General features: G+C 70.9%; 15 protein-coding genes and 2 rRNA genes (1 of these 17 cut by a window edge). 14 read left to right on the forward strand and 3 right to left on the reverse strand.

Annotation, left to right across the window (positions count from 1 at the left end):
• From NNW99_RS30345 to NNW99_RS30360, 4 genes are all read left to right on the forward strand, one after another.
• Positions 1 to 2259: ribosomal RNA gene (locus NNW99_RS30345) — 23S ribosomal RNA — on the forward strand (it extends 863 nt beyond the left edge of the window).
• Between the two features lie 104 nt (positions 2260 to 2363).
• Positions 2364 to 2480, forward strand: a 5S ribosomal RNA gene (gene rrf, locus NNW99_RS30350).
• 226 nt (positions 2481 to 2706) lie between these two features.
• Entirely contained in the window at positions 2707 to 3879 is a 1173-nt protein-coding gene (locus tag NNW99_RS30355) for a hypothetical protein (protein ID WP_251058144.1), read from the forward strand.
• Complete coding sequence (locus NNW99_RS30360) at positions 3771 to 4520, forward strand: tetratricopeptide repeat protein (RefSeq protein ID WP_215124510.1); 750 nt, start codon at positions 3771 to 3773, stop codon at positions 4518 to 4520. Before NNW99_RS30355 ends, NNW99_RS30360 begins: the two co-directional genes overlap by 109 nt.
• A 71-nt stretch (positions 4521 to 4591) precedes the next feature.
• On the opposite strand, the gene NNW99_RS30365 is transcribed toward NNW99_RS30360, so the two are convergent.
• Positions 4592 to 5884: a DUF1015 domain-containing protein gene (locus NNW99_RS30365; RefSeq protein ID WP_215122356.1), complete on the reverse strand. Its 1293-nt coding sequence runs from the start codon at positions 5882 to 5884 to the stop codon at positions 4592 to 4594.
• Between the two features lie 73 nt (positions 5885 to 5957).
• Between NNW99_RS30365 and NNW99_RS30370 the strand changes: the two genes are divergently transcribed.
• The 4 genes from NNW99_RS30370 (at position 5958) to NNW99_RS30385 (ending at position 10030) form a co-directional block, all read left to right on the forward strand.
• Positions 5958 to 6989, forward strand: a complete 1032-nt coding sequence (locus NNW99_RS30370; protein ID WP_215122357.1) for an HAD hydrolase-like protein — start codon at positions 5958 to 5960, stop codon at positions 6987 to 6989.
• A gap of 112 nt (positions 6990 to 7101) precedes the next feature.
• On the forward strand, positions 7102 to 8145 hold the full coding sequence (locus NNW99_RS30375) for an iron ABC transporter permease (RefSeq protein WP_215122358.1): 1044 nt from the start codon (positions 7102 to 7104) through the stop codon (positions 8143 to 8145).
• Positions 8142 to 9182 (forward strand): iron chelate uptake ABC transporter family permease subunit, encoded by a 1041-nt coding sequence (locus NNW99_RS30380; RefSeq protein ID WP_215122359.1) that lies wholly within the window; start codon positions 8142 to 8144, stop codon positions 9180 to 9182. Before NNW99_RS30375 ends, NNW99_RS30380 begins: the two co-directional genes overlap by 4 nt.
• Positions 9179 to 10030, forward strand: a complete 852-nt coding sequence (locus NNW99_RS30385; RefSeq protein ID WP_215122360.1) for an ABC transporter ATP-binding protein — start codon at positions 9179 to 9181, stop codon at positions 10028 to 10030. Before NNW99_RS30380 ends, NNW99_RS30385 begins: the two co-directional genes overlap by 4 nt.
• Here the strand turns inward: NNW99_RS30385 and NNW99_RS30390 are convergent.
• Positions 10014 to 10361: a sterol-binding protein gene (locus NNW99_RS30390; protein WP_215122361.1), complete on the reverse strand. Its 348-nt coding sequence runs from the start codon at positions 10359 to 10361 to the stop codon at positions 10014 to 10016. The genes NNW99_RS30385 and NNW99_RS30390 overlap by 17 nt on opposite strands.
• A gap of 41 nt (positions 10362 to 10402) precedes the next feature.
• Here NNW99_RS30390 and NNW99_RS30395 point away from each other — a divergent pair, with 41 nt between their 5' ends.
• From NNW99_RS30395 to NNW99_RS30415, 5 genes are all read left to right on the forward strand, one after another.
• Entirely contained in the window at positions 10403 to 10684 is a 282-nt protein-coding gene (locus tag NNW99_RS30395) for a hypothetical protein (RefSeq protein ID WP_215122362.1), read from the forward strand.
• 7 nt (positions 10685 to 10691) lie between these two features.
• Positions 10692 to 11507 carry a TlyA family RNA methyltransferase gene (locus NNW99_RS30400; protein WP_215122363.1) on the forward strand — a complete coding sequence of 272 codons (816 nt, stop codon included), beginning with the start codon at positions 10692 to 10694 and terminating at the stop codon, positions 11505 to 11507.
• The gene (locus tag NNW99_RS30405) at positions 11504 to 12409 is read left to right on the forward strand and encodes an NAD kinase (RefSeq protein ID WP_215122364.1); all 906 of its coding nucleotides are present in this window, start codon (positions 11504 to 11506) and stop codon (positions 12407 to 12409) included. The genes NNW99_RS30400 and NNW99_RS30405 overlap by 4 nt, the downstream gene beginning before the upstream one ends.
• Positions 12410 to 12502: 93 nt before the next feature.
• The gene (recN, locus tag NNW99_RS30410; protein WP_215124512.1) at positions 12503 to 14221 is read left to right on the forward strand and encodes a DNA repair protein RecN; all 1719 of its coding nucleotides are present in this window, start codon (positions 12503 to 12505) and stop codon (positions 14219 to 14221) included.
• 261 nt (positions 14222 to 14482) lie between these two features.
• The gene (locus NNW99_RS30415) at positions 14483 to 15628 is read left to right on the forward strand and encodes a glycosyltransferase family 4 protein (RefSeq protein ID WP_215122365.1); all 1146 of its coding nucleotides are present in this window, start codon (positions 14483 to 14485) and stop codon (positions 15626 to 15628) included.
• Between the two features lie 2 nt (positions 15629 to 15630).
• On the opposite strand, the gene NNW99_RS30420 is transcribed toward NNW99_RS30415, so the two are convergent.
• A complete protein-coding gene (locus tag NNW99_RS30420) occupies positions 15631 to 17286 on the reverse strand; it encodes a PucR family transcriptional regulator (RefSeq protein WP_215122366.1) in 1656 nt (551 codons plus the stop codon).
• A gap of 104 nt (positions 17287 to 17390) precedes the next feature.
• Between NNW99_RS30420 and NNW99_RS30425 the strand changes: the two genes are divergently transcribed.
• Positions 17391 to 18347, forward strand: coding sequence for an LLM class F420-dependent oxidoreductase (locus tag NNW99_RS30425; RefSeq protein WP_215122367.1), 957 nt, complete (start codon positions 17391 to 17393; stop codon positions 18345 to 18347).
• Positions 18348 to 18376: the final 29 nt, after the last annotated feature.

Genomic DNA, 18376 nt, shown 5'->3' on the forward strand with positions numbered 1-18376 from the left:
GATGACCTGTGGTTAGGGGTGAAAGGCCAATCAAACTCCGTGATAGCTGGTTCTCCCCGAAATGCATTTAGGTGCAGCGTCGTGTGTTTCTTGCCGGAGGTAGAGCACTGGATAGGCGATGGGCCCTACCGGGTTACTGACCTTAGCCAAACTCCGAATGCCGGTAAGTGAGAGCGCGGCAGTGAGACTGTGGGGGATAAGCTCCATGGTCGAGAGGGAAACAGCCCAGAGCATCGACTAAGGCCCCTAAGCGTACGCTAAGTGGGAAAGGATGTGGAGTCGCAGAGACAACCAGGAGGTTGGCTTAGAAGCAGCCACCCTTGAAAGAGTGCGTAATAGCTCACTGGTCTAGTGATTCCGCGCCGACAATGTAGCGGGGCTCAAGCGTACCGCCGAAGTCGTGTCATTGCAGCAATAAGCCCCAACGGGTGCTGTGATGGGTAGGGGAGCGTCGTCTGCCGGGTGAAGCAGCCGCGTAAGCGAGTTGTGGACGGTTGACGAGTGAGAATGCAGGCATGAGTAGCGATTCACACGTGAGAAACGTGTGCGCCGATTGACTAAGGGTTCCTGGGTCAAGCTGATCTGCCCAGGGTAAGTCGGGACCTAAGGCGAGGCCGACAGGCGTAGTCGATGGATAACCGGTTGATATTCCGGTACCCGCTGTGAAGCGTCAAACATCGAATCCAGTGATGCTAAGCCCGTGAAGCCGTTCCGGACCCTTCGGGGAAAGGAAAGTGGTGGAGCCGGTGACCCAAGTTGGTAGTAGGTGAGTGATGGGGTGACGCAGGAAGGTAGTCCATCCCGGGCGGTGGTTGTCCCGGGGTAAGGGTGTAGGCCGTGCGATAGGTAAATCCGTCGCACTTGTGGCTGAGACCTGATGCCGAGCCGATTGTGGTGAAGTGGATGATCCTATGCTGTCGAGAAAAGCCTCTAGCGAGTTTCATGGCGGCCCGTACCCTAAACCGACTCAGGTGGTCAGGTAGAGAATACCGAGGCGTTCGGGTGAACTATGGTTAAGGAACTCGGCAAAATGCCCCCGTAACTTCGGGAGAAGGGGGGCCACATCCGGTGATGAGCTTTGCGCTCTGAGCTGGGGGTGGCCGCAGAGACCAGCGAGAAGCGACTGTTTACTAAAAACACAGGTCCGTGCGAAGCCGTAAGGCGATGTATACGGACTGACGCCTGCCCGGTGCTGGAACGTTAAGGGGACCGGTTAGTCACTCTTCGGGGTGGCGAAGCTGAGAACTTAAGCGCCAGTAAACGGCGGTGGTAACTATAACCATCCTAAGGTAGCGAAATTCCTTGTCGGGTAAGTTCCGACCTGCACGAATGGCGTAACGACTTCTCGACTGTCTCAACCATAGGCCCGGTGAAATTGCACTACGAGTAAAGATGCTCGTTTCGCGCAGCAGGACGGAAAGACCCCGGGACCTTTACTACAGTTTGATATTGGTGTTCGGTTCGGCTTGTGTAGGATAGCTGGGAGACTTTGAAACTCGCACGCCAGTGTGGGTGGAGTCGTCGTTGAAATACCAGTCTGGTCGTGCTGGATGTCTAACCTGGGTCCGTGATCCGGATCAGGGACAGTGTCTGATGGGTAGTTTAACTGGGGCGGTTGCCTCCTAAAGAGTAACGGAGGCGCCCAAAGGTTCCCTCAGCCTGGTTGGCAATCAGGTGTTGAGTGTAAGTGCACAAGGGAGCTTGACTGTGAGACCGACGGGTCGAGCAGGGACGAAAGTCGGGACTAGTGATCCGGCGGTGGCTTGTGGAAGCGCCGTCGCTCAACGGATAAAAGGTACCCCGGGGATAACAGGCTGATCTTCCCCAAGAGTCCATATCGACGGGATGGTTTGGCACCTCGATGTCGGCTCGTCGCATCCTGGGGCTGGAGTCGGTCCCAAGGGTTGGGCTGTTCGCCCATTAAAGCGGTACGCGAGCTGGGTTTAGAACGTCGTGAGACAGTTCGGTCCCTATCCGCTGTGCGCGTAGGAATATTGAGAAGGGCTGTCCCTAGTACGAGAGGACCGGGACGGACGAACCTCTGGTGTGCCAGTTGTTCTGCCAAGGGCATGGCTGGTTGGCTACGTTCGGGAGGGATAACCGCTGAAAGCATCTAAGCGGGAAGCCTGCTTCGAGATGAGTATTCCCACCTCCTTGAGAGGGTAAGGCTCCCAGTAGACGACTGGGTTGATAGGCCGGATATGGAAGCACGGTAACGTGTGGAGTTGACCGGTACTAATAGGCCGAGGGCTTGTCCTCAGTTGCTCGCGTCCACTGTGTCAGTTCTGAGACAACGAACAGTTGTCGGTTTGAGCAGAACGAACAATTAAAGAGTGTGCTTGTTCGCTCGAAACCATTAGGGTTTCGGTGGTTATAGCGTAGGGGAAACGCCCGGTTACATTTCGAACCCGGAAGCTAAGCCTTACAGCGCCGATGGTACTGCAGGGGGGACCCTGTGGGAGAGTAGGACGCCGCCGAACAATCTTTGGAAAGGACCCCTGGTCCCAGCGTTCAGCTGGGACCAGGGGTCCTTTTTTGTTTTTGCGGTGCGCACCGGGTAGCCGGCTGCGCGAGAATGACTTGCGGTACCGAAGACAGGAGTCACCATGTCCACCAACTCTCCCGACGACCGACCGGAGCGCGACCAGCGGCGACGGGAGGGGGACCGGAGCGACCGCGGCGGTCAGCGCGGGGACCGTGGAGACCGTGGGGGCTTCCGTCGCGACAACAACCGCCGCGACAACGACCGTGGTGGCTTCGGCCGTCGTGAAGGTGACCGAGGCGATCGTGCCGACCGCGGTGAGCGCGGTGGGTTCCGACGGGACGACAGGCGCGATGACCGTCGTGACGATCGGCGTGACGACAGCCGTGGTCGTGACGACAGCCGTGGTGGCGGTTTCGGTCGGCGCGACGACCGAGACCGGGGACCGCGCAGGGACGACCGCGATCGCGGCGGGTTCCGGCGTGACGACCGCGGTGACCGTCCCGCGTTCCGGCGCGACGACCGTGGAGAGCGTCGCGACGACCGGGACCGCGGTGGCTTCCGGCGTGACGACCGTCGTGACGACAGGCGTGACGACAGCCGTGGTCGTGACGACAACCGTGGCGGCGGCTACGGCCGGCGCGACGACCGCCGGGGCGATGCCCGTCGTGGAGACGACCGTGGACCGCGCGGTGGCTTCCGACGGGATGACCGTCGTGACGATCGGCGTGACGACAGCCGTGGCCGTGACGACAACCGCGGTGGCTTCCGGCGTGACGACAGGCGCGACGACCGGGACCGGGGACCGCGCAGGGACGACCGCGATCGCGGCGGGTTCCGGCGTGACGACCGCGGTGACCGTCCCGCGTTCCGGCGCGACGACCGTGGAGAGCGTCGCGACGACCGGGACCGCGGTGGCTTCCGTCGTGACGACCGTCGTGACGACCGGCGCGACGAGCGCCGTGGGGACGACCGCGGGGAGCGTGGCGGTTTCCGTCGGGACGACGCCGGTCGAGGCGGGCGTGGTGGTGGCTTCCGTCGCGACGACGCTCCTCGAGGCGAGCGCGGTGACTTCCGTCGCGACGACCGTGGTGGGGACCGCGGCGACCGTGGTGGTTTCCGTGGGCGTGACGACCGTGGGCCGCGGCGGGACGACCGCGATCGTGGCTTCCGGCGTGAGGGCGGTGACCGTGGTGGTTTCCGCGGCCGCGACGACCGGCGCGACGACCGCCGTGGCGGCGGCCGGTTCCGTGAGGAGCGGGAGCGGGACCGGGAGCCGATCAAGCGGCTGCCGATCCCCGAGGACGTCACGGGCGACGAGATCGACAAGGACGTACGGCAGGAGCTGCAGAGCCTGCCGAAGACGCTCGCGGACGACGTCGCCAGGAACCTGGTGATGGTCGCGCGGCTCCTCGACGAGGACCCCGAGGGCGCGTACGGCTACTCGCGGGTCGCGCTGCGGCTGGCATCGCGTGTCGCCGCCGTGCGCGAGGCCGCCGGGTTCGCCGCGTACGCCACCCAGAAGTACGGCGAGGCGCTGGCCGAGTTCCGGGCCGCCAAGCGGATGACCGGGAACATCGACCTGTGGCCCGTCATGGCCGACTGCGAGCGTGGGCTCGGGCGGCCGGAGAAGGCGCTGGACATGGCCGGTGCCCCCGAGGTGCACAAGCTCGACAAGGCCGGACAGGTCGAGATGCGGCTCGTCGCGGCCGGTGCCCGGCGTGACATGGAGCAGCTGGACGCGGCCATCGTGACGCTGCAGAGCCCCGAGCTGGCCGCCAACTCCGTGCAGCCCTGGACCGCGCGGCTGCGGTACGCCTACGCCGACGCGCTGCTCGCCGCCGGACGGGAGAGCGAGGCGCGGGAGTGGTTCGCGAAGGCCGTGGAGGCCGACCGGGACGGCAGCACGGACGCGTCGGACCGGCTCGCCGAGCTGGACGGGGTGGAGTTCGTCGACGTCATGACCGACGACGAGAGCGACACCGACGACAAGAGCGACGACGCGGACTCCCCCTCCGAGGGGGAGCAGAAGGACTGACGTCCGGTTGAGTTGAAGGGGGGCGGATCCCGGTGGGGATCCGCCCCCCCTTTTTTTGTGTTCAGGGGTTCTCAGAGGTCCAGCGTGCGCAGCACCAGGCCCGAGGCCGGTTTCGGGCCGAACGATGTCGACTTGCGCGGCATCGTGATGCCCTGGCGGGCCAGGTCGCGGACGACCTCCTCGCGGACCGGGTGCATCAGGACGGCCGTACCGCCGTCGCGCTCCGCCTTGGCGACCGTGGCGGCCGTGTCGTGGATGTAGGCGATGTGGGCGGGGGAGTCCTCGGGGATGTGCCAGACGTGTTCGAGGAGCGTGGCGTGCAGGACCGTCGCGTCGAGCGTGCGCCAGGCGGCGGGGCGGTCGGCGGGGATCGTACGGGCGAGGAGATCCGGGTCCGGGCGGTCGACGAGATGGAAGGAACCGTCGCCGGCCAGCAGGAACGCGTTGCCCTCGCAGGCCGCGTCCGCCAAGACCTCAAGGGCCTCGGGCAGGGAGGCCACCAGGCGGCGTACCCGGAACAGGCCGTGCAGGGCCGCCACGGCCCGGTCGACCGGCAGGTCGTGGAGGAGACGGTGGATGGCGCGGACCCGGAGGGGATAGCGGGCCGTGTCGACCAGGAGGACCAGGCCGTGGTCCCACGGGCTGGGGGAGGGGTGTTCCGCGCGGAGCCGGCGGTAGGTCGCCCAGCGATGGTGGCCGTCGGCGATGAGGGCCTGGTGACGGGCCAGGTCGGTCTGGATCGCGGCCAGGTCGGCGGGTGCGGTGACGGACCACAGGCGGTGGCTGAAACCGTCCTCCGTGGTGGTGGAGAGGAGGGGCGGCAGGTCGGCGGTGCGCTCGATCAGGTCCGCCGTGGAGTTCGCCGAGCCGTCGCCCCGGTAGGTCAGCAGCAGCGGTTCGAGGTTCGCCGAGGTGGCCCGCATCAGGGCCGCGCGGTCGGCGACGATGTGCGGCATGACGTCCTCGTGCGGCAGCACCACCTGCTCGCCGGGGTCCGACACGCGCAGGGTGCCGATGATGCCGCGTTGCAGCATGCCGGCGCCGTCCCGCTGTTCGTAGATGTACAGGCCGGGTTCCGGGTCGGTGGCCAGGACGCCCTCGGAGAGCCAGCGGCGCAGGGTCTCGGCGGCCTGTTCGTTGCGGGCGCTGGGCGTGGCGGCCTGGGGCAGGATCAGGCGGACGATGTTGTGCGGGTCCGAGGACTCGAGGTGGTGCAGGCCGTCGGGGCGCACCACGACGTCGTACGGCGGCGATGTGACGGCGGCAAGGCTGCCGACCCGGTCGGGGTCGTAACGAAGGCCTCGGAACGGGGTGAGTTCCAGGCCTCGGTGCTCCGTTGCCTCCGAGTGACCTGCTGTGTTCATCCCGGCATCGTACGGGTGTCAGTGGCATGGGGGATGATCGGGGGAAAAGCCGTCGAACGAGGAGCGATGCGGGATGAGCCGGAGCGTCAGGACGAGGCCCGAGGGCAGTGGGCAGGCCCTGAGCGAGGCGTACGACACGGCGCTGCTCGATCTGGACGGGGTCGTGTACGCGGGCGGGAGCGCGATCGCCTACGCCGTCGAGTCGCTGGCCGAGGCGCGGGCGGGCGGGATGCGGCTCGCGTACGTCACGAACAACGCGCTGCGGACTCCGGACACCGTGGCCGCGCATCTGACCAAGCTGGGGATACCCACGGGCGCGGACGATGTCATCACCTCGGCGCAGGCGGTCGCGCGGCTGATCAGCGAGCAGGTGCCGCAGGGCGCCCGGGTGCTGGTGATCGGCGGTGAGGGGCTGCGGGTGGCGCTGCGCGAGCGCGGGCTCGTGCCCGTCGAGTCCGCTGACGACGATCCGGCGGCCGTGGTGCAGGGATTCGGCGGGCCCGAGCTGCCGTGGGGCCGGTTCGCGGAGGCCAGTTACGCGGTCGCGCGCGGTGTGCCGTGGTTCGCCTCCAACACCGATCTGACGATTCCGAGCGGGCGCGGGATCGCGCCGGGCAACGGCGCGGCGGTGGAGGTCGTCCGGATCGCGACCGGCGCCGAGCCGCAGGTCGCGGGCAAGCCGCTGCCGCCGATGCACCGGGAGACCATCCTGCGGACCGGGGCGCGGCGGCCGCTCGTGGTGGGGGACCGGCTGGACACGGACATCGAGGGCGCGTTCAACGGGGACGTCGACTCGCTGCTCGTCCTGACCGGCGTCACCGACGGCGCGCGACTGCTGGCCGCGCCGCCGCAGCACCGGCCGACCTATGTGGACGCCGATCTGCGGGGGATGCTCAGCGGCCAGCCGGACATCGAGGCGCTGGAGGACGGCGGATTCCGCTGCGGAGGCTGGACGGCGACGGCCGGCGCGGAGGTGCTGGAGCTCGACGGGGACGGCGAGGCGCTGGACGGGCTGCGCGCGCTGTGCGCGGCGGCGTGGACGGCCGTCGGAGAGGGTGCGTGCGAGCTGGACGGGGGGAAGGCGCTGGCGAAGCTGGGCCTCTGAGCACCGGTTGGGAAGCGCGGTGCGCGGGCACGCTACGGCTGTGCGTGGGTCCGAGGACCCCGGCCGGATCCGGAATCGTGATCGAAAGGCAGGGTAGGTTAGCCTAACCTGCGTGTTGGTCGAGAGTCCCCCCGAACAGCGCGCGGAGACCGCCCCCGCGCCCCCGACTCGACGGGTGGTACGAGCCTTTGGGCTGGTCCTGGCCGTCGCGATCCTGGTGCTCGTCGCTATGGCGAGTATCGCGATCGGAGCGAAAGAGCTGTCCCTCGGGCAGGTCTGGCACGGTCTGTTCGAGGACTCGGGGACGTACGGCGATGTCGTCGTCGCCGAGCGGATGTCACGGACGGTGCTGGGGCTGCTCGCCGGGGCCGCCCTCGGTCTTGCCGGCGCGGTTCTCCAGGCGCTCACGCGCAACCCGCTCGCCGACCCCGGGCTGCTCGGCATCAACGCCGGCGCGTCCGCCGCGGTCGTCACGGCGATCACCTTCTTCGGGGTCACCTCGCTCAGCGGCTATGTCTGGTTCGCGTTCTTCGGCGCTGCCGCGGTCGGCGCGCTGGTGTGGTTCCTCGGCGGCAGCCGGGGCGCGACACCGGTGCGGCTCGCGCTCGCCGGTACGGCGATCAGCGCCGCGCTCTACGGCTATCTCCAGGCCGTGATGATCATGGACGACGCGGCGCTCGGCAAGATGCGGTTCTGGACGGTGGGTTCGCTCTCCGCTGCCACCGACTCGACCATCGAACAGGTCCTGCCGTTCCTGCTGGCCGGGACGATCCTGGCGCTGGCCCTGGCCCGGCCGCTCAACGCCATGGCCATGGGCGACGACACCGCCAAGGCGCTCGGCGCCGACCTGAACCGGACCCGGGCGCTGTCCATGCTGGCCGCGACCGTGCTGTGCGGGGCCGCGACCGCCGCCTGCGGGCCGATCGTGTTCGTCGGGCTGATGGTGCCGCACGTGGTGCGTTCCTTCACCGGGCCCGACCTGCGCTGGATCCTGCCGTACGCGGCGATCCTGTCGCCCGTGCTGCTGCTCGGCGCCGATGTCATCGGCCGGATCGTGGCCCGGCCGGCGGAACTCCAGGTGGGCATCGTGACCGCGATCCTCGGCGGACCGGTGTTCATCTATCTCGTACGACGGCGGAGGACGGCGCAGCTGTGAAGACCACCAACCGTGCTGTGAGGTCCCCCGGCGGTCTCTCGATACGCCTGGACGTGCGGGCCCTGGTCGTCGTGCTCCTGCTGCTGGCCACGGCGCTCACGGCGAGTGTCGTGCTCATCGGCACCGGCGACTTCCCGATCCCGGCCGCCGATGTGCTGCGGACGCTGTTCGGCCAGGGCAACGAGGGCCAGGAGTTCATCGTCAACGAGCTGCGGCTGCCGCGGGTCCTGGTCGGGCTGCTGGTCGGCGCCTCGCTCGGGCTCGGCGGCGCGCTGTTCCAGTCCATCTCCCGCAATCCGCTGGGCAGTCCGGACGTACTCGGCCTCGGACAGGGAGCGACGGCCGGCGCGCTCACGATGATCGTGCTGTTCTCCGGGGACGCCAACCAGATCGCCCTGGGCGCGCTCGTGGGCGGCCTGGTGACCGGGCTCGCGATCTATGTGCTCGCCTGGAAGCGGGGCGTGCACGGCTATCGGCTGGTGCTGGTCGGCATCGGCGTCTCCGCGATCGTCACCGCGGTCAACGGCTATCTGCTCACCAAGTCCGACATCGTGGACGCGGCCCGCGCGGTCGTGTGGATGACCGGCTCGCTCGACGGCCGTGACTGGGACCAGGTGTGGCCGCTGCTCGGGCTGTGCGCCGTGCTCGTGCCGCTCGCCCTCTGCAACGCGCGCGGGCTGCGGATGATGGAGATGGGCGACGACGTGTCGTACGCCCTCGGGGTCCGGGTGGAGCGGGTGCGCCTGCTGCTGATGCTGGCGGCCGTGCTGCTCACCGCGTCCGCGACCGCCGCCGCCGGTCCCGTCAGCTTCGTCGCGCTCACCGCGCCGCAGCTCGCCCGGCGCCTGACCCGTTCGCCCGGCCCGAACCTGCTGCCCTCCCTGTGCATGGGCGCGGCCCTGCTGGTCACCGCCGACTGGCTCTCGCAGCGGGCGTTCGGCGCCGAGCAGCTGCCCGTGGGTGTGGTCACCGGCGTGCTCGGCGGTGTCTACCTGCTGTGGCTGCTGGTCACCGAGCGCAAGGCGGGCCGGATATGAGCAAGAACCAAAGGAGCACTGTGAACCGTCTGTCCGCCGAGAACGTCACCCTCGCCTACGACCAGCGGGTGATCGCCGAGCAGCTGTCGGTGGAGATACCCGACAACTCCTTCACCGTGATCGTCGGCCCCAACGCGTGCGGCAAGTCGACGCTCCTGCGGGCACTGTCGCGGATGCTCAAGCCCAGCGAGGGCCGGGTGCTGCTCGACGGTCAGGTCATCCAGTCGATGCCCGCGAAGAAGGTCGCGCGGACCCTCGGTCTGCTGCCCCAGTCGTCCATCGCGCCCGACGGCATCACCGTCGGCGACCTGGTGGGCCGGGGCCGCTACCCGCACCAGGGCATCCTGCGCCAGTGGTCGACCGACGACGAGCGCGTCGTCCAGGAGTCCATGCGGCAGACCGGCGTCGCCGAACTCGCCGAGCGCTACGTCGACGAGCTCTCGGGCGGCCAGCGCCAGCGCGTGTGGATCGCCATGGCGCTCGCCCAGCAGACCCCGCTGCTGCTGCTCGACGAGCCCACGACCTACCTGGACATCCAGCACCAGATCGACGTACTGGACCTGTGCGCGGAGCTGCACGAGGAGCAGGGGCGCACGCTCGTCGCCGTGCTGCACGACCTGAACCACGCCGCCCGCTACGCCACGCACCTCATCGCCCTGCGCGAGGGAAGCGTCATCGCCGAGGGCGCGCCGAAGGACATCGTCACGGCCGAACTGGTCGAGGAGGTCTTCGGGCTGCGCTGCCAGGTCATCGACGACCCGGAGACGGGCACACCGCTGGTGGTGCCGGCGGCTCGGCGGGCACGTGCCGAGGCAGCGGCCGAGAAGGTGGCTACAGAAGCTTCCTGAGCTGGAGCAGATCGCGCACGCCCGCGTGCAGCTTCACCCGGCCCGAGCCCCAGGCCTTGGCGAAGCTCAGCTCGCCGTCGACCAGGGCCACCAGATCGTCGCCGGCCATGGCGAGTCTGATCTCGGCCTTGGCGGGCGGCGGCCCCTGCACGGTCTCGTGCACGTGGATCCGCCCGCCGCGCATGCGGCCGACGAAGGTGACGTCCAGGTCCGTGATGTGGCAGCTCACCGAACGGTCCAGGGACGCGGCGTCGCGGACGTCCCCTTCGGCGCGCTGCATGTTGTCCGAGAGCTTGTCGAGTGCGCTGCGGCACTCCTCGATCGTGGCCATCGCGACGACGGTACCGCAGCGGTTCGCGGTAGCGTCGGGGCATGGACGACGCAGTGCCCGAAGCGGCGGCGGTGCGGGAAGACACCGAGCCCGAGTACGACCCGGCCGCCCCCGCGCCCCTGAACGTGCCCCGCGCCCCCACGGGCGTCGCCGACGTGGACGCCTGCCTGGACCGGCTCGGCGACGCGGACCACCTCGCCACGGACGGACACATCGAGGTGTACGAGGATGTACACCGGGGGCTGCGCGACGCGCTCACCGCGCTCGACGCACGCCCGGGACCTCCGGCGCCCCCGTCGCACCAGCACGGACCTAGGAGCTGAACCGAACGTGGCAGGAGTCGCACGCCGCCGTCTCGACGCGGAGCTGGTCCGCCGGAAGCTCGCGCGCTCGCGTGAGCATGCCGGCCAGCTGATCGCCGCAGGGCGCGTCTCCGTCGGCAAGACCGTCGCGACCAAGTCCGCCACACAGGTGGAGACGGCGGCCGCGATCGTGGTGACCCAGGACGACGGCGATCCCGACTACGTCTCCCGGGGCGGCCACAAGCTCGCCGGCGCGCTGGCGGCGTTCGTGCCGCGGGGACTGGCCGTCGAGGGGCGCAGGGCGCTCGACGCGGGCGCGTCCACCGGCGGTTTCACCGACGTTCTGCTGAGGTCGGGCGCCGCCCATGTCGTCGCCGTGGACGTCGGATACGGCCAACTCGCATGGGCTCTCCGGAACGATGAACGCGTCACCGTCAAAGACCGTACGAACGTACGCGAGTTGACGCTTGAAGCGATCGATGGGGAGCCTGTGGATCTTGTCGTGGGGGATCTGTCCTTCATCCCGCTCGGGCTGGTCCTGCCCGCCCTGGTGCGGTGCGTGAAACCGGACGCCGATCTGGTGATGATGGTCAAGCCGCAGTTCGAGGTGGGCAAGGAACGCCTCGGCAGCGGAGGAGTCGTACGCAGCGTGCAGCTGCGGGCCGAGGCGGTGCGGGGGGTTGCCGAGAAGGCCTGGGGACTGGGGCTCGGGGTGAAGGGCGTGACGGCCAGTCCGCTGCCCGGGCCGTCGGGGAATGTCGAATACTTTCTGTGGCTGCGGGCCGGGGCACCGGAACTGGACCCGGCCGATGTCGACCGTGCAGTGGCGGAGGGGCCGCGTTGACCGAGAACCGAGCTCGTACTGTTTTCCTGCTCGCCCACACGGGCCGGCCCGCGGCCGTGCGCAGTGCCGAGCTCGTGGTGAAGGGGCTGCTGCGCTCCGGTCTCGGCGTGCGCGTCCTGGAGGCCGAGGCGCGCGACCTGCCGTTGCCGGAGGAAGTGGAGCTGGTCAAGGAAGCCACTCCGCAGTGCCTCGACGGGTGCGAGCTGCTGATAGTGCTGGGCGGCGACGGCACGCTGCTGCGTGGCGCGGAGTTCGCGCGGGCGTCGGGCGTGCCGATGCTCGGCGTCAACCTCGGACGGGTCGGGTTCCTCGCGGAGGCCGAGCGCGACGACCTCGACAAGGTCGTCGACCGGGTGGTGACCAAGGCGTACGAGGTCGAGGAGCGGATGACCGTCGACGTCGTGGTGCACCGCAACGGCGACATCGTGCACACGGACTGGGCGCTGAACGAGGCGGCCGTGCAGAAGGTGTCCGCCGAGCGGATGCTGGAGATCGTCCTCGAGATCGACGGGCGGCCCGTCACCGGGTTCGGCTGCGACGGGATCGTGTGCGCGACGCCGACCGGGTCGACGGCCTACGCGTTCTCGGCGGGCGGGCCGGTGGTGTGGCCGGAGGTCGAGGCGCTGCTGATGGTGCCGATCAGCGCGCACGCGCTGTTCGCGAAACCGTTGGTGACATCGCCGGATTCTGTGTTGGCTGTGGAGGTTCTGCCACACATTCCGCCAGGCGTGCTGTGGTGTGACGGGCGGCGGACCGTGGAGCTGCCCGCCGGTGCGCGGGTCGAGGTGCGGCGGGGAGCTGTGCCGGTTCGGCTGGCCCGGTTGCACCACGCGTCCTTCACGGACCGGCTGGTGGCCAAGTTCGCGCTGCCTGTCAGCGGGTGGCGGGGGGCGCCGCACTAGCGGAACAAGAGCTACCACTCGCGTGGGTGACAGGAGTGGGCCAGTCGCAATCCTTGGCTCCGACCTCGTAAGGTCGTGTCCGTGTTGGAGGAGATGCGGATACGGTCGCTCGGCGTGATCGACGATGCCGTGGTCGAGCTGTCGCCCGGGTTCACCGCTGTCACCGGTGAGACGGGTGCGGGCAAGACCATGGTGGTCACCAGCCTGGGCTTGCTGCTGGGCGGGCGCGCCGACCCGGCGCTCGTGCGGATCGGGGCCGGGAAGGCCGTCGTGGAGGGGCGGATCACCGTCCCGGACGACGCCACGGCCGCCGTACGCGCCGAGGAGGCCGGGGCCGAGCTCGACGACGGTGCCCTGCTGATCAGCCGTACCGTTTCCGCCGAGGGGCGCTCACGGGCGCACCTGGGCGGGCGCAGCGTGCCCGTGGGGGTGCTCGCCGAGCTCGCCGACGAGCTGGTGGCCGTGCACGGGCAGACCGACCAGCAGGGGCTGCTCAAGCAGTCCCGGCAGCGGCAGGCGCTCGACCGGTACGCGGGCGACGCCGTCGCCGTGCCCCTGGCCAAGTACGGCGAGGCGTACAAGCGGCTGCGCGCCGCCTCCGTCGAGCTGGACGAGATCACCACACGCGCGCGGGAACGGGCCCAGGAGGCCGACATGCTGCGCTACGGGCTCGACGAGGTCGCCGCCGTCGAGCCCCGGGCCGGTGAGGACGTGGAACTGGCCGAGGAGGCCGAGCGGCTGGGGCACGCCGAGGCACTGGCATCCGCCGCCGCGGCCGCCCACGCGGCACTGGCGGGCAATCCGGAGGACCCCGAGGGCGTCGACGCCGGGACGCTCGTCGCGGGCGGCCAGCGGGCCCTGGACGCCGTACGGTCGTACGACCCGGCGCTGGCGGCGCTCGCCGACCGCATCGGGGAGATCGGGATCCTGCTGCGCGACGCGGCGGGGGACCTCGCCGGGTACGCCGACGATCTGGAGGCCGATCCGCTGCGGCTGTCGGCCGTCGAGGAGCGGCGGGCCGCGCTCACCGGGCTGACGCGGAAGTACGGCGAGGACGTCGCCACGGTGCTGGCCTGGGCCGAGACGAGTGCCGCCCGGCTGACCGAACTCGACGGCGACGACGAGCGGATCGGGGAGCTGACCGCCGAGCGGGACGCGCTGCGGTCCGAACTGGGCGGGCTCGCACAGGCGTTGACGGACGCGCGGACGGAGGCCGCCGAGCGGTTCGCCGCCGCCGTGACCGCCGAGCTGGCCTCGCTCGCCATGCCGCACGCGCGCGTGTCCTTCGACATCCGGCAGACCGAGGACCCCGAGGGCGTCGAGGTCGGTGGACGCGCGGTCGCGTACGGGCCCGCCGGTGCCGACGAGGTGGAGCTGCTGCTGGCCCCGCACCCGGGCGCGCCGCCGCGGCCGATCGCCAAGGGGGCGTCCGGTGGTGAGCTGTCGCGCGTGATGCTGGCCGTGGAGGTCGTGTTCGCGGGGACGGATCCCGTGCCGACGTATCTCTTCGACGAGGTCGACGCCGGGGTCGGTGGCAAGGCGGCGGTCGAGATCGGCCGGCGCCTCGCGCGTCTGGCGAAGACCGCGCAGGTCGTGGTCGTGACCCACCTCCCGCAGGTGGCGGCCTTCGCCGACCGGCAGTTGCTGGTCGAGAAGACCAACGACGGCTCGGTCACCCGTTCCGGTGTGAAGGTGCTGGAGGGGGAGGACCGGGTGCGGGAACTGTCCCGCATGCTCGCGGGCCAGGAGGACTCCGAGACGGCCCGGGCGCACGCGGAGGAGTTGCTGGCGACGGCTCGGGCGGACATGTAGCGGGAAAGCGCACTGGCGTTCGGTCGCATGGTCGGGCAGGCGTGCCCCATCTTCACTCGTGTGGGTGATGCGGCCCGGCGCATTCCTCCCGATGGCGCGCCCCACTGTCGCGCCGCCGGGGTTCCGGCGTTCCCGGAACCCTCCGGTGTCCTGGCATCCTTGGCGGAGTACACGGAGGAAACCGCGCGGTGCGTTCCCCGCGCTCGTTCGTTCTGTACGTTCGTCGTGACCGCCCGACCCGAACCAGGAGCCCGGCCCCACGTGACCCCCGTGAGCAGCCACTCACCGCCTGGCCAGTCGCCGCTGCGCACCGTGCAGGTGCTGGGCGGAGGCAACGCCGCCAGCAGTGCGCATGTGAGATCGCTGGCCGCGGGGCTCGTCGCGAGGGGCGTGAAAGTCACGGTGTGCGCCCCCTATGAGGCGGATCGCGCCTATGACTTCAGCGGGGTCGGGGCCGATCACGTGCACGTTCCGCGCAGCAGTGACCCGGTGTCGGTGGCGGCACTGCGGGCGGCCTGCGCCAACGCCGACCTGGTGCACGCGCACGGGCTGCACGCCTCGTTCCGTGCGGTCCTCGCGCTCAGCGGGCGGCGCGTGGGTACTCCGCTGGTGGTGACGTGGCACGACCGGGCGCACGCCGACGGTGCGCGGGCCCATCTGCTGCGGGTGCTGGAGCGGCGGGTCGTGAAGGCGGCCAGCGTCGTGCTGGGGACGACATCGGCGCTCGTGGACCGCGCCCGATGGACGGGCGCCCGGGACGCCCGGCTCGCGGCCGTCGCGCTGCCCGGCCCCCGCAGGCCCGTGGAGCCCGACGACCCCGACGGGCTGCGCCCCAAGGTGCGTGCCGAACTCGGCGCCATCGGACGGCCGTTGCTGATGGCCGTCGGCTCCCTGGAGCGGCATCGCGGGTACGACGTGCTGCTGGACGCGGCGCGCGCCTGGCGCCGGCTCGACCCCGTCCCGCTGGTCGTGATCGCCGGGGAAGGGCCGCTGCGCGGCGAGCTCCAGGAGCGGATCGAGGGCGAGGGGCTGCCCGTCCGGCTCATCGGGCGGCGCGACGACATCACCGAGCTGCTCGCCGCCGCCGACCTCGCCCTGCTGCCGAGCCGGTGGGAGGAGTCACGCTCCGTCCTCGCCCAGGAGGCCCTCCACGCGCGCGTGCCGCTCGTCGCGACCGACGTCGGGGGCATTCCCGAACTCGTCGGCGACGCGGCCGAGGTCGTCCCGCACGGGAACGCCGAGGCGCTCGCCGACTCCGTCGTACGCCTGCTCGGCGACCCGGAGCGCCGGGAGTCGCTGCGGGAGAAGAGCGCCCGGCAGGCGGCCACCTGGCCGAGCGAGGACGAGACCGTCGCCCAAGTGCTCAGCGTCTACGACGAGTTGACCCAGCCCCGGCCCCTCACCTGAGGTCACCTGAGACTCTGGGAGACATGCCTGCGGGCCCGCAGCGCCAGGCTCAGTGCCAGGACCGTCTGCGGGTCGTCGAGGTCGGTGCCCAGCAACTCCCCGATGCGTGCCAGGCGGTTGTAGAGGGTCTGCCGGTTCAGGTGGAGCTCCCGGGCGGTCTCCGCCTTGCGTCCCGCGTGGGCGAGATAGGTCGCCAGGGTGGGCAGTAGCGGCGGCCGGGAGCGGCGGTCGTGCTCCAGCAGCGGGCCGAGCGCCCGGTCGACGAAGGCGGCCAGATCGGGGTGGTCGCGCAGCCGCCACAGCAGCAGGTCGATGTCCAGCCGGCGGGCGTCGTACCAGGGCCGGTCCGCCAAGCCCTGGGCCGCGGTCGCCGTCTCCGCCGCGTGCCGCAGACCCGACGCCGCCGCCGTCCAGCCGCCGGCCACCCCGACGACCACCACCGGCGGCTGCCCGCCCGGCCGCAGCATCCCGGCCCGCTCCACCCCGGCCCGCAGCGCCGCCGCGACCCGGTCCGCGACCGTCGGCCGCTCCGACTCCGAGCGCAGCCCGAGCAGCACCGGCACCCGTCCCTCCACCGGCCGCACCCCGAGCAGCACCGGCACACCCACCGACGCCAGTTCCTCGGCGACCGCCCGGGCCAGCACGGCCCAGCCTCCCCCCGGGGACAGGGCGTCCCCGAGCCGCATGACCATCGGCAGCAGCGGCCCCTCGCCCGGCCGGAAGCCCAGGACACGTGCCTGCGCCGGGGCGTCCTCCGGAGTGACCCGGCCCTCGGCGAGGTCCGTGAGGAAGTCGCCGCGCCCGCGCGCCGCCAGCTCGTCCTCCTGCCGTGCCTGCATCAGCACCACGGCCAGGATGCCCGCGGCCCGCTCGGCCGCCATCCGGTGCACGGGCGCCAGCGGGCTCCGCACCGGCAGCAGGACCAGACGCGCGCGGACACCGCCGCTGCCGGGCCCGCCGCCCGGCACGTCCACCAGGACCGAGCCCGCGAGCGGCGGCTCGTCCTTGTGCGTGCCGCGCAGCCCCTCCCACACCTGGAGCGGGTCCGCGCCCTCGGGACCGGCCCCGGCGGCGTACAGCAACTGCCCGTCCGCCGTCTCCAGGAAGACGGGATTGCCGCCGAAGTCCGCCAGAATGCCCAGCACTTGAGGCACACCGCCGCCGCCCAGCAGGGCCTCGGTACACCGCCGGTGCACCTCCTCCGCCCGCTGGAGCAGCGCGTAGTGGCCGTTGACGATCTCGGTGTGGACCTCCTCCGTGACCGTGACGAACGGCACCTCGCGATGGAGCTGGACCAGCGGCAGCCCGGCCGAGCGGGCCGTGTCGACGAGGGCGGCGGGCAGCCGTGTGAAGCGCGGGCCGAGCTCCACCACCAGGGCCGCGATCCCGCGCTCGGCCAGGGTGCGTACGAACGCCCGCTGTTCGGCCGGGCGGGTGCCGAGGCCGTAGCCCGTGGTCAGCAGCAGTTCGCCGCCCTTGAGCAGCGAGGCGATGTGCGGCACCTCACCGGCGTGCACCCAGCGCACGGACCGCCCGAGCCGGTCGCCGCCCGCCAGCACCTCGGGCAGTCCGCTGCGCAGCCCCGGCAGCTCCAGAGCCCGCTGCACGCTGATCCCGGCGCCCTGGGTGTCGTGATCGCTGTCCGTCCCGCTGTCCATGTGCCGGACGCTACCCGCGCGGGTGCCCGACGGACATCTCCGGCGGGCCACGGAGTCGATCATGCCCCGGATTAGGGCGTGATCTTCCGGGTACATGCGCGGGCATGGAATTCAGCGTGGTGGCGGTAGGTCGGGAGGACGACAGTCCGGTCGAGGAGCCGTTGCGGGTCGCGGTGCTCGCCGACCGGCTCGGGTACCGGGAGGTGTGGGCGGGCGAGGGACCCACGTGGGACTCGTTCGTGCTGGCGGCGGCGATCGGCGCGGCCACCGAGCAGGCCGTGCTGACGGCCGGGCCCGTGCCCGTGTCGGTGCGTGACCCGCTCACCATCGTCCGGGGCGCCGCGTCCACCGCGGCCGTCACCGGCCGGCCCGTCGGAGTGGCTCTCGGCACGTCCAGCAAGCGGGTCGTCGAGGGCGTCCACGGCCGCCCGCGGACCCGGCCCGCCACCGCCCTCGAGGAGTCGGCTTCGGCCGTGCGCGGACTGTGGGACAGCCTGCCGGGCGAGCCGATCGTGCCCGGCAGCGGCTTCCCGCGGCGGCTGCCCCCGCCCGGGGGCGAGATCACCGTCGCGGCATTCGGCGAGCGCGCGATCGCGGCCGCCGTCGGGTACGCCGACCGGCTGCTGCTCGACATCGTCTCGCCCGAGCAGGTGCGCGTCCTGCGGGCACGCATGCTCGCGGCGGCCGAGCGGGCGGGCCGTACACCGCCCCGGCTCGCCGCCTGGCTGCCCGCCGCCGTGGATCCGGAGCCGGAGACGCTCACGCAGGTCCTGCGCAGCGTCGTCGGCTATCTCGCCGTGCCGGGCTACAGCGACATGTTCGTCGAGGCGGGACTCGCCGAGGTCGTCGAACTGGCCGCCAAGGGCGCCGACCGGGACACCCTGCTGCGGGCCCTGCCGCCCCGGGCGGCGGACACGGTCGCCCTCGTCGGCGACGCCGACACCGTCCGCGCCCGGATCGACGCCTACGCCGAGGCCGGTCTCGACGAGATAGCCCTGGTCCCGGCCACGGCCGGCGACCCGGCGGGGGAGCGCACCCTCACCGCGCTCAAGCCGACATGACGAGGCGCGCCGCCCGTCACACGAGGCGG

This window comes from Streptomyces sp. CRCS-T-1, from assembly GCF_024442335.1.
Taxonomy (GTDB): domain Bacteria; phylum Actinomycetota; class Actinomycetes; order Streptomycetales; family Streptomycetaceae; genus Streptomyces; species Streptomyces koelreuteriae.

Coding starts and splice junctions, on each gene's coding strand:
- NNW99_RS30365 (WP_215122356.1), bottom strand. CDS start 5,884: ATGAACACAGCAGGTCACTCGGAGGCAACGGAGCACCGAGGCCTGGAA.
- NNW99_RS30370 (WP_215122357.1), top strand. CDS start 5,958: ATGAGCCGGAGCGTCAGGACGAGGCCCGAGGGCAGTGGGCAGGCCCTG.
- NNW99_RS30385 (WP_215122360.1), top strand. CDS start 9,179: ATGAGCAAGAACCAAAGGAGCACTGTGAACCGTCTGTCCGCCGAGAAC.
- NNW99_RS30390 (WP_215122361.1), bottom strand. CDS start 10,361: ATGGCCACGATCGAGGAGTGCCGCAGCGCACTCGACAAGCTCTCGGAC.
- NNW99_RS30395 (WP_215122362.1), top strand. CDS start 10,403: ATGGACGACGCAGTGCCCGAAGCGGCGGCGGTGCGGGAAGACACCGAG.
- recN (WP_215124512.1), top strand. CDS start 12,503: ATGCGGATACGGTCGCTCGGCGTGATCGACGATGCCGTGGTCGAGCTG.
- NNW99_RS30420 (WP_215122366.1), bottom strand. CDS start 17,286: ATGGACAGCGGGACGGACAGCGATCACGACACCCAGGGCGCCGGGATC.
- NNW99_RS30425 (WP_215122367.1), top strand. CDS start 17,391: ATGGAATTCAGCGTGGTGGCGGTAGGTCGGGAGGACGACAGTCCGGTC.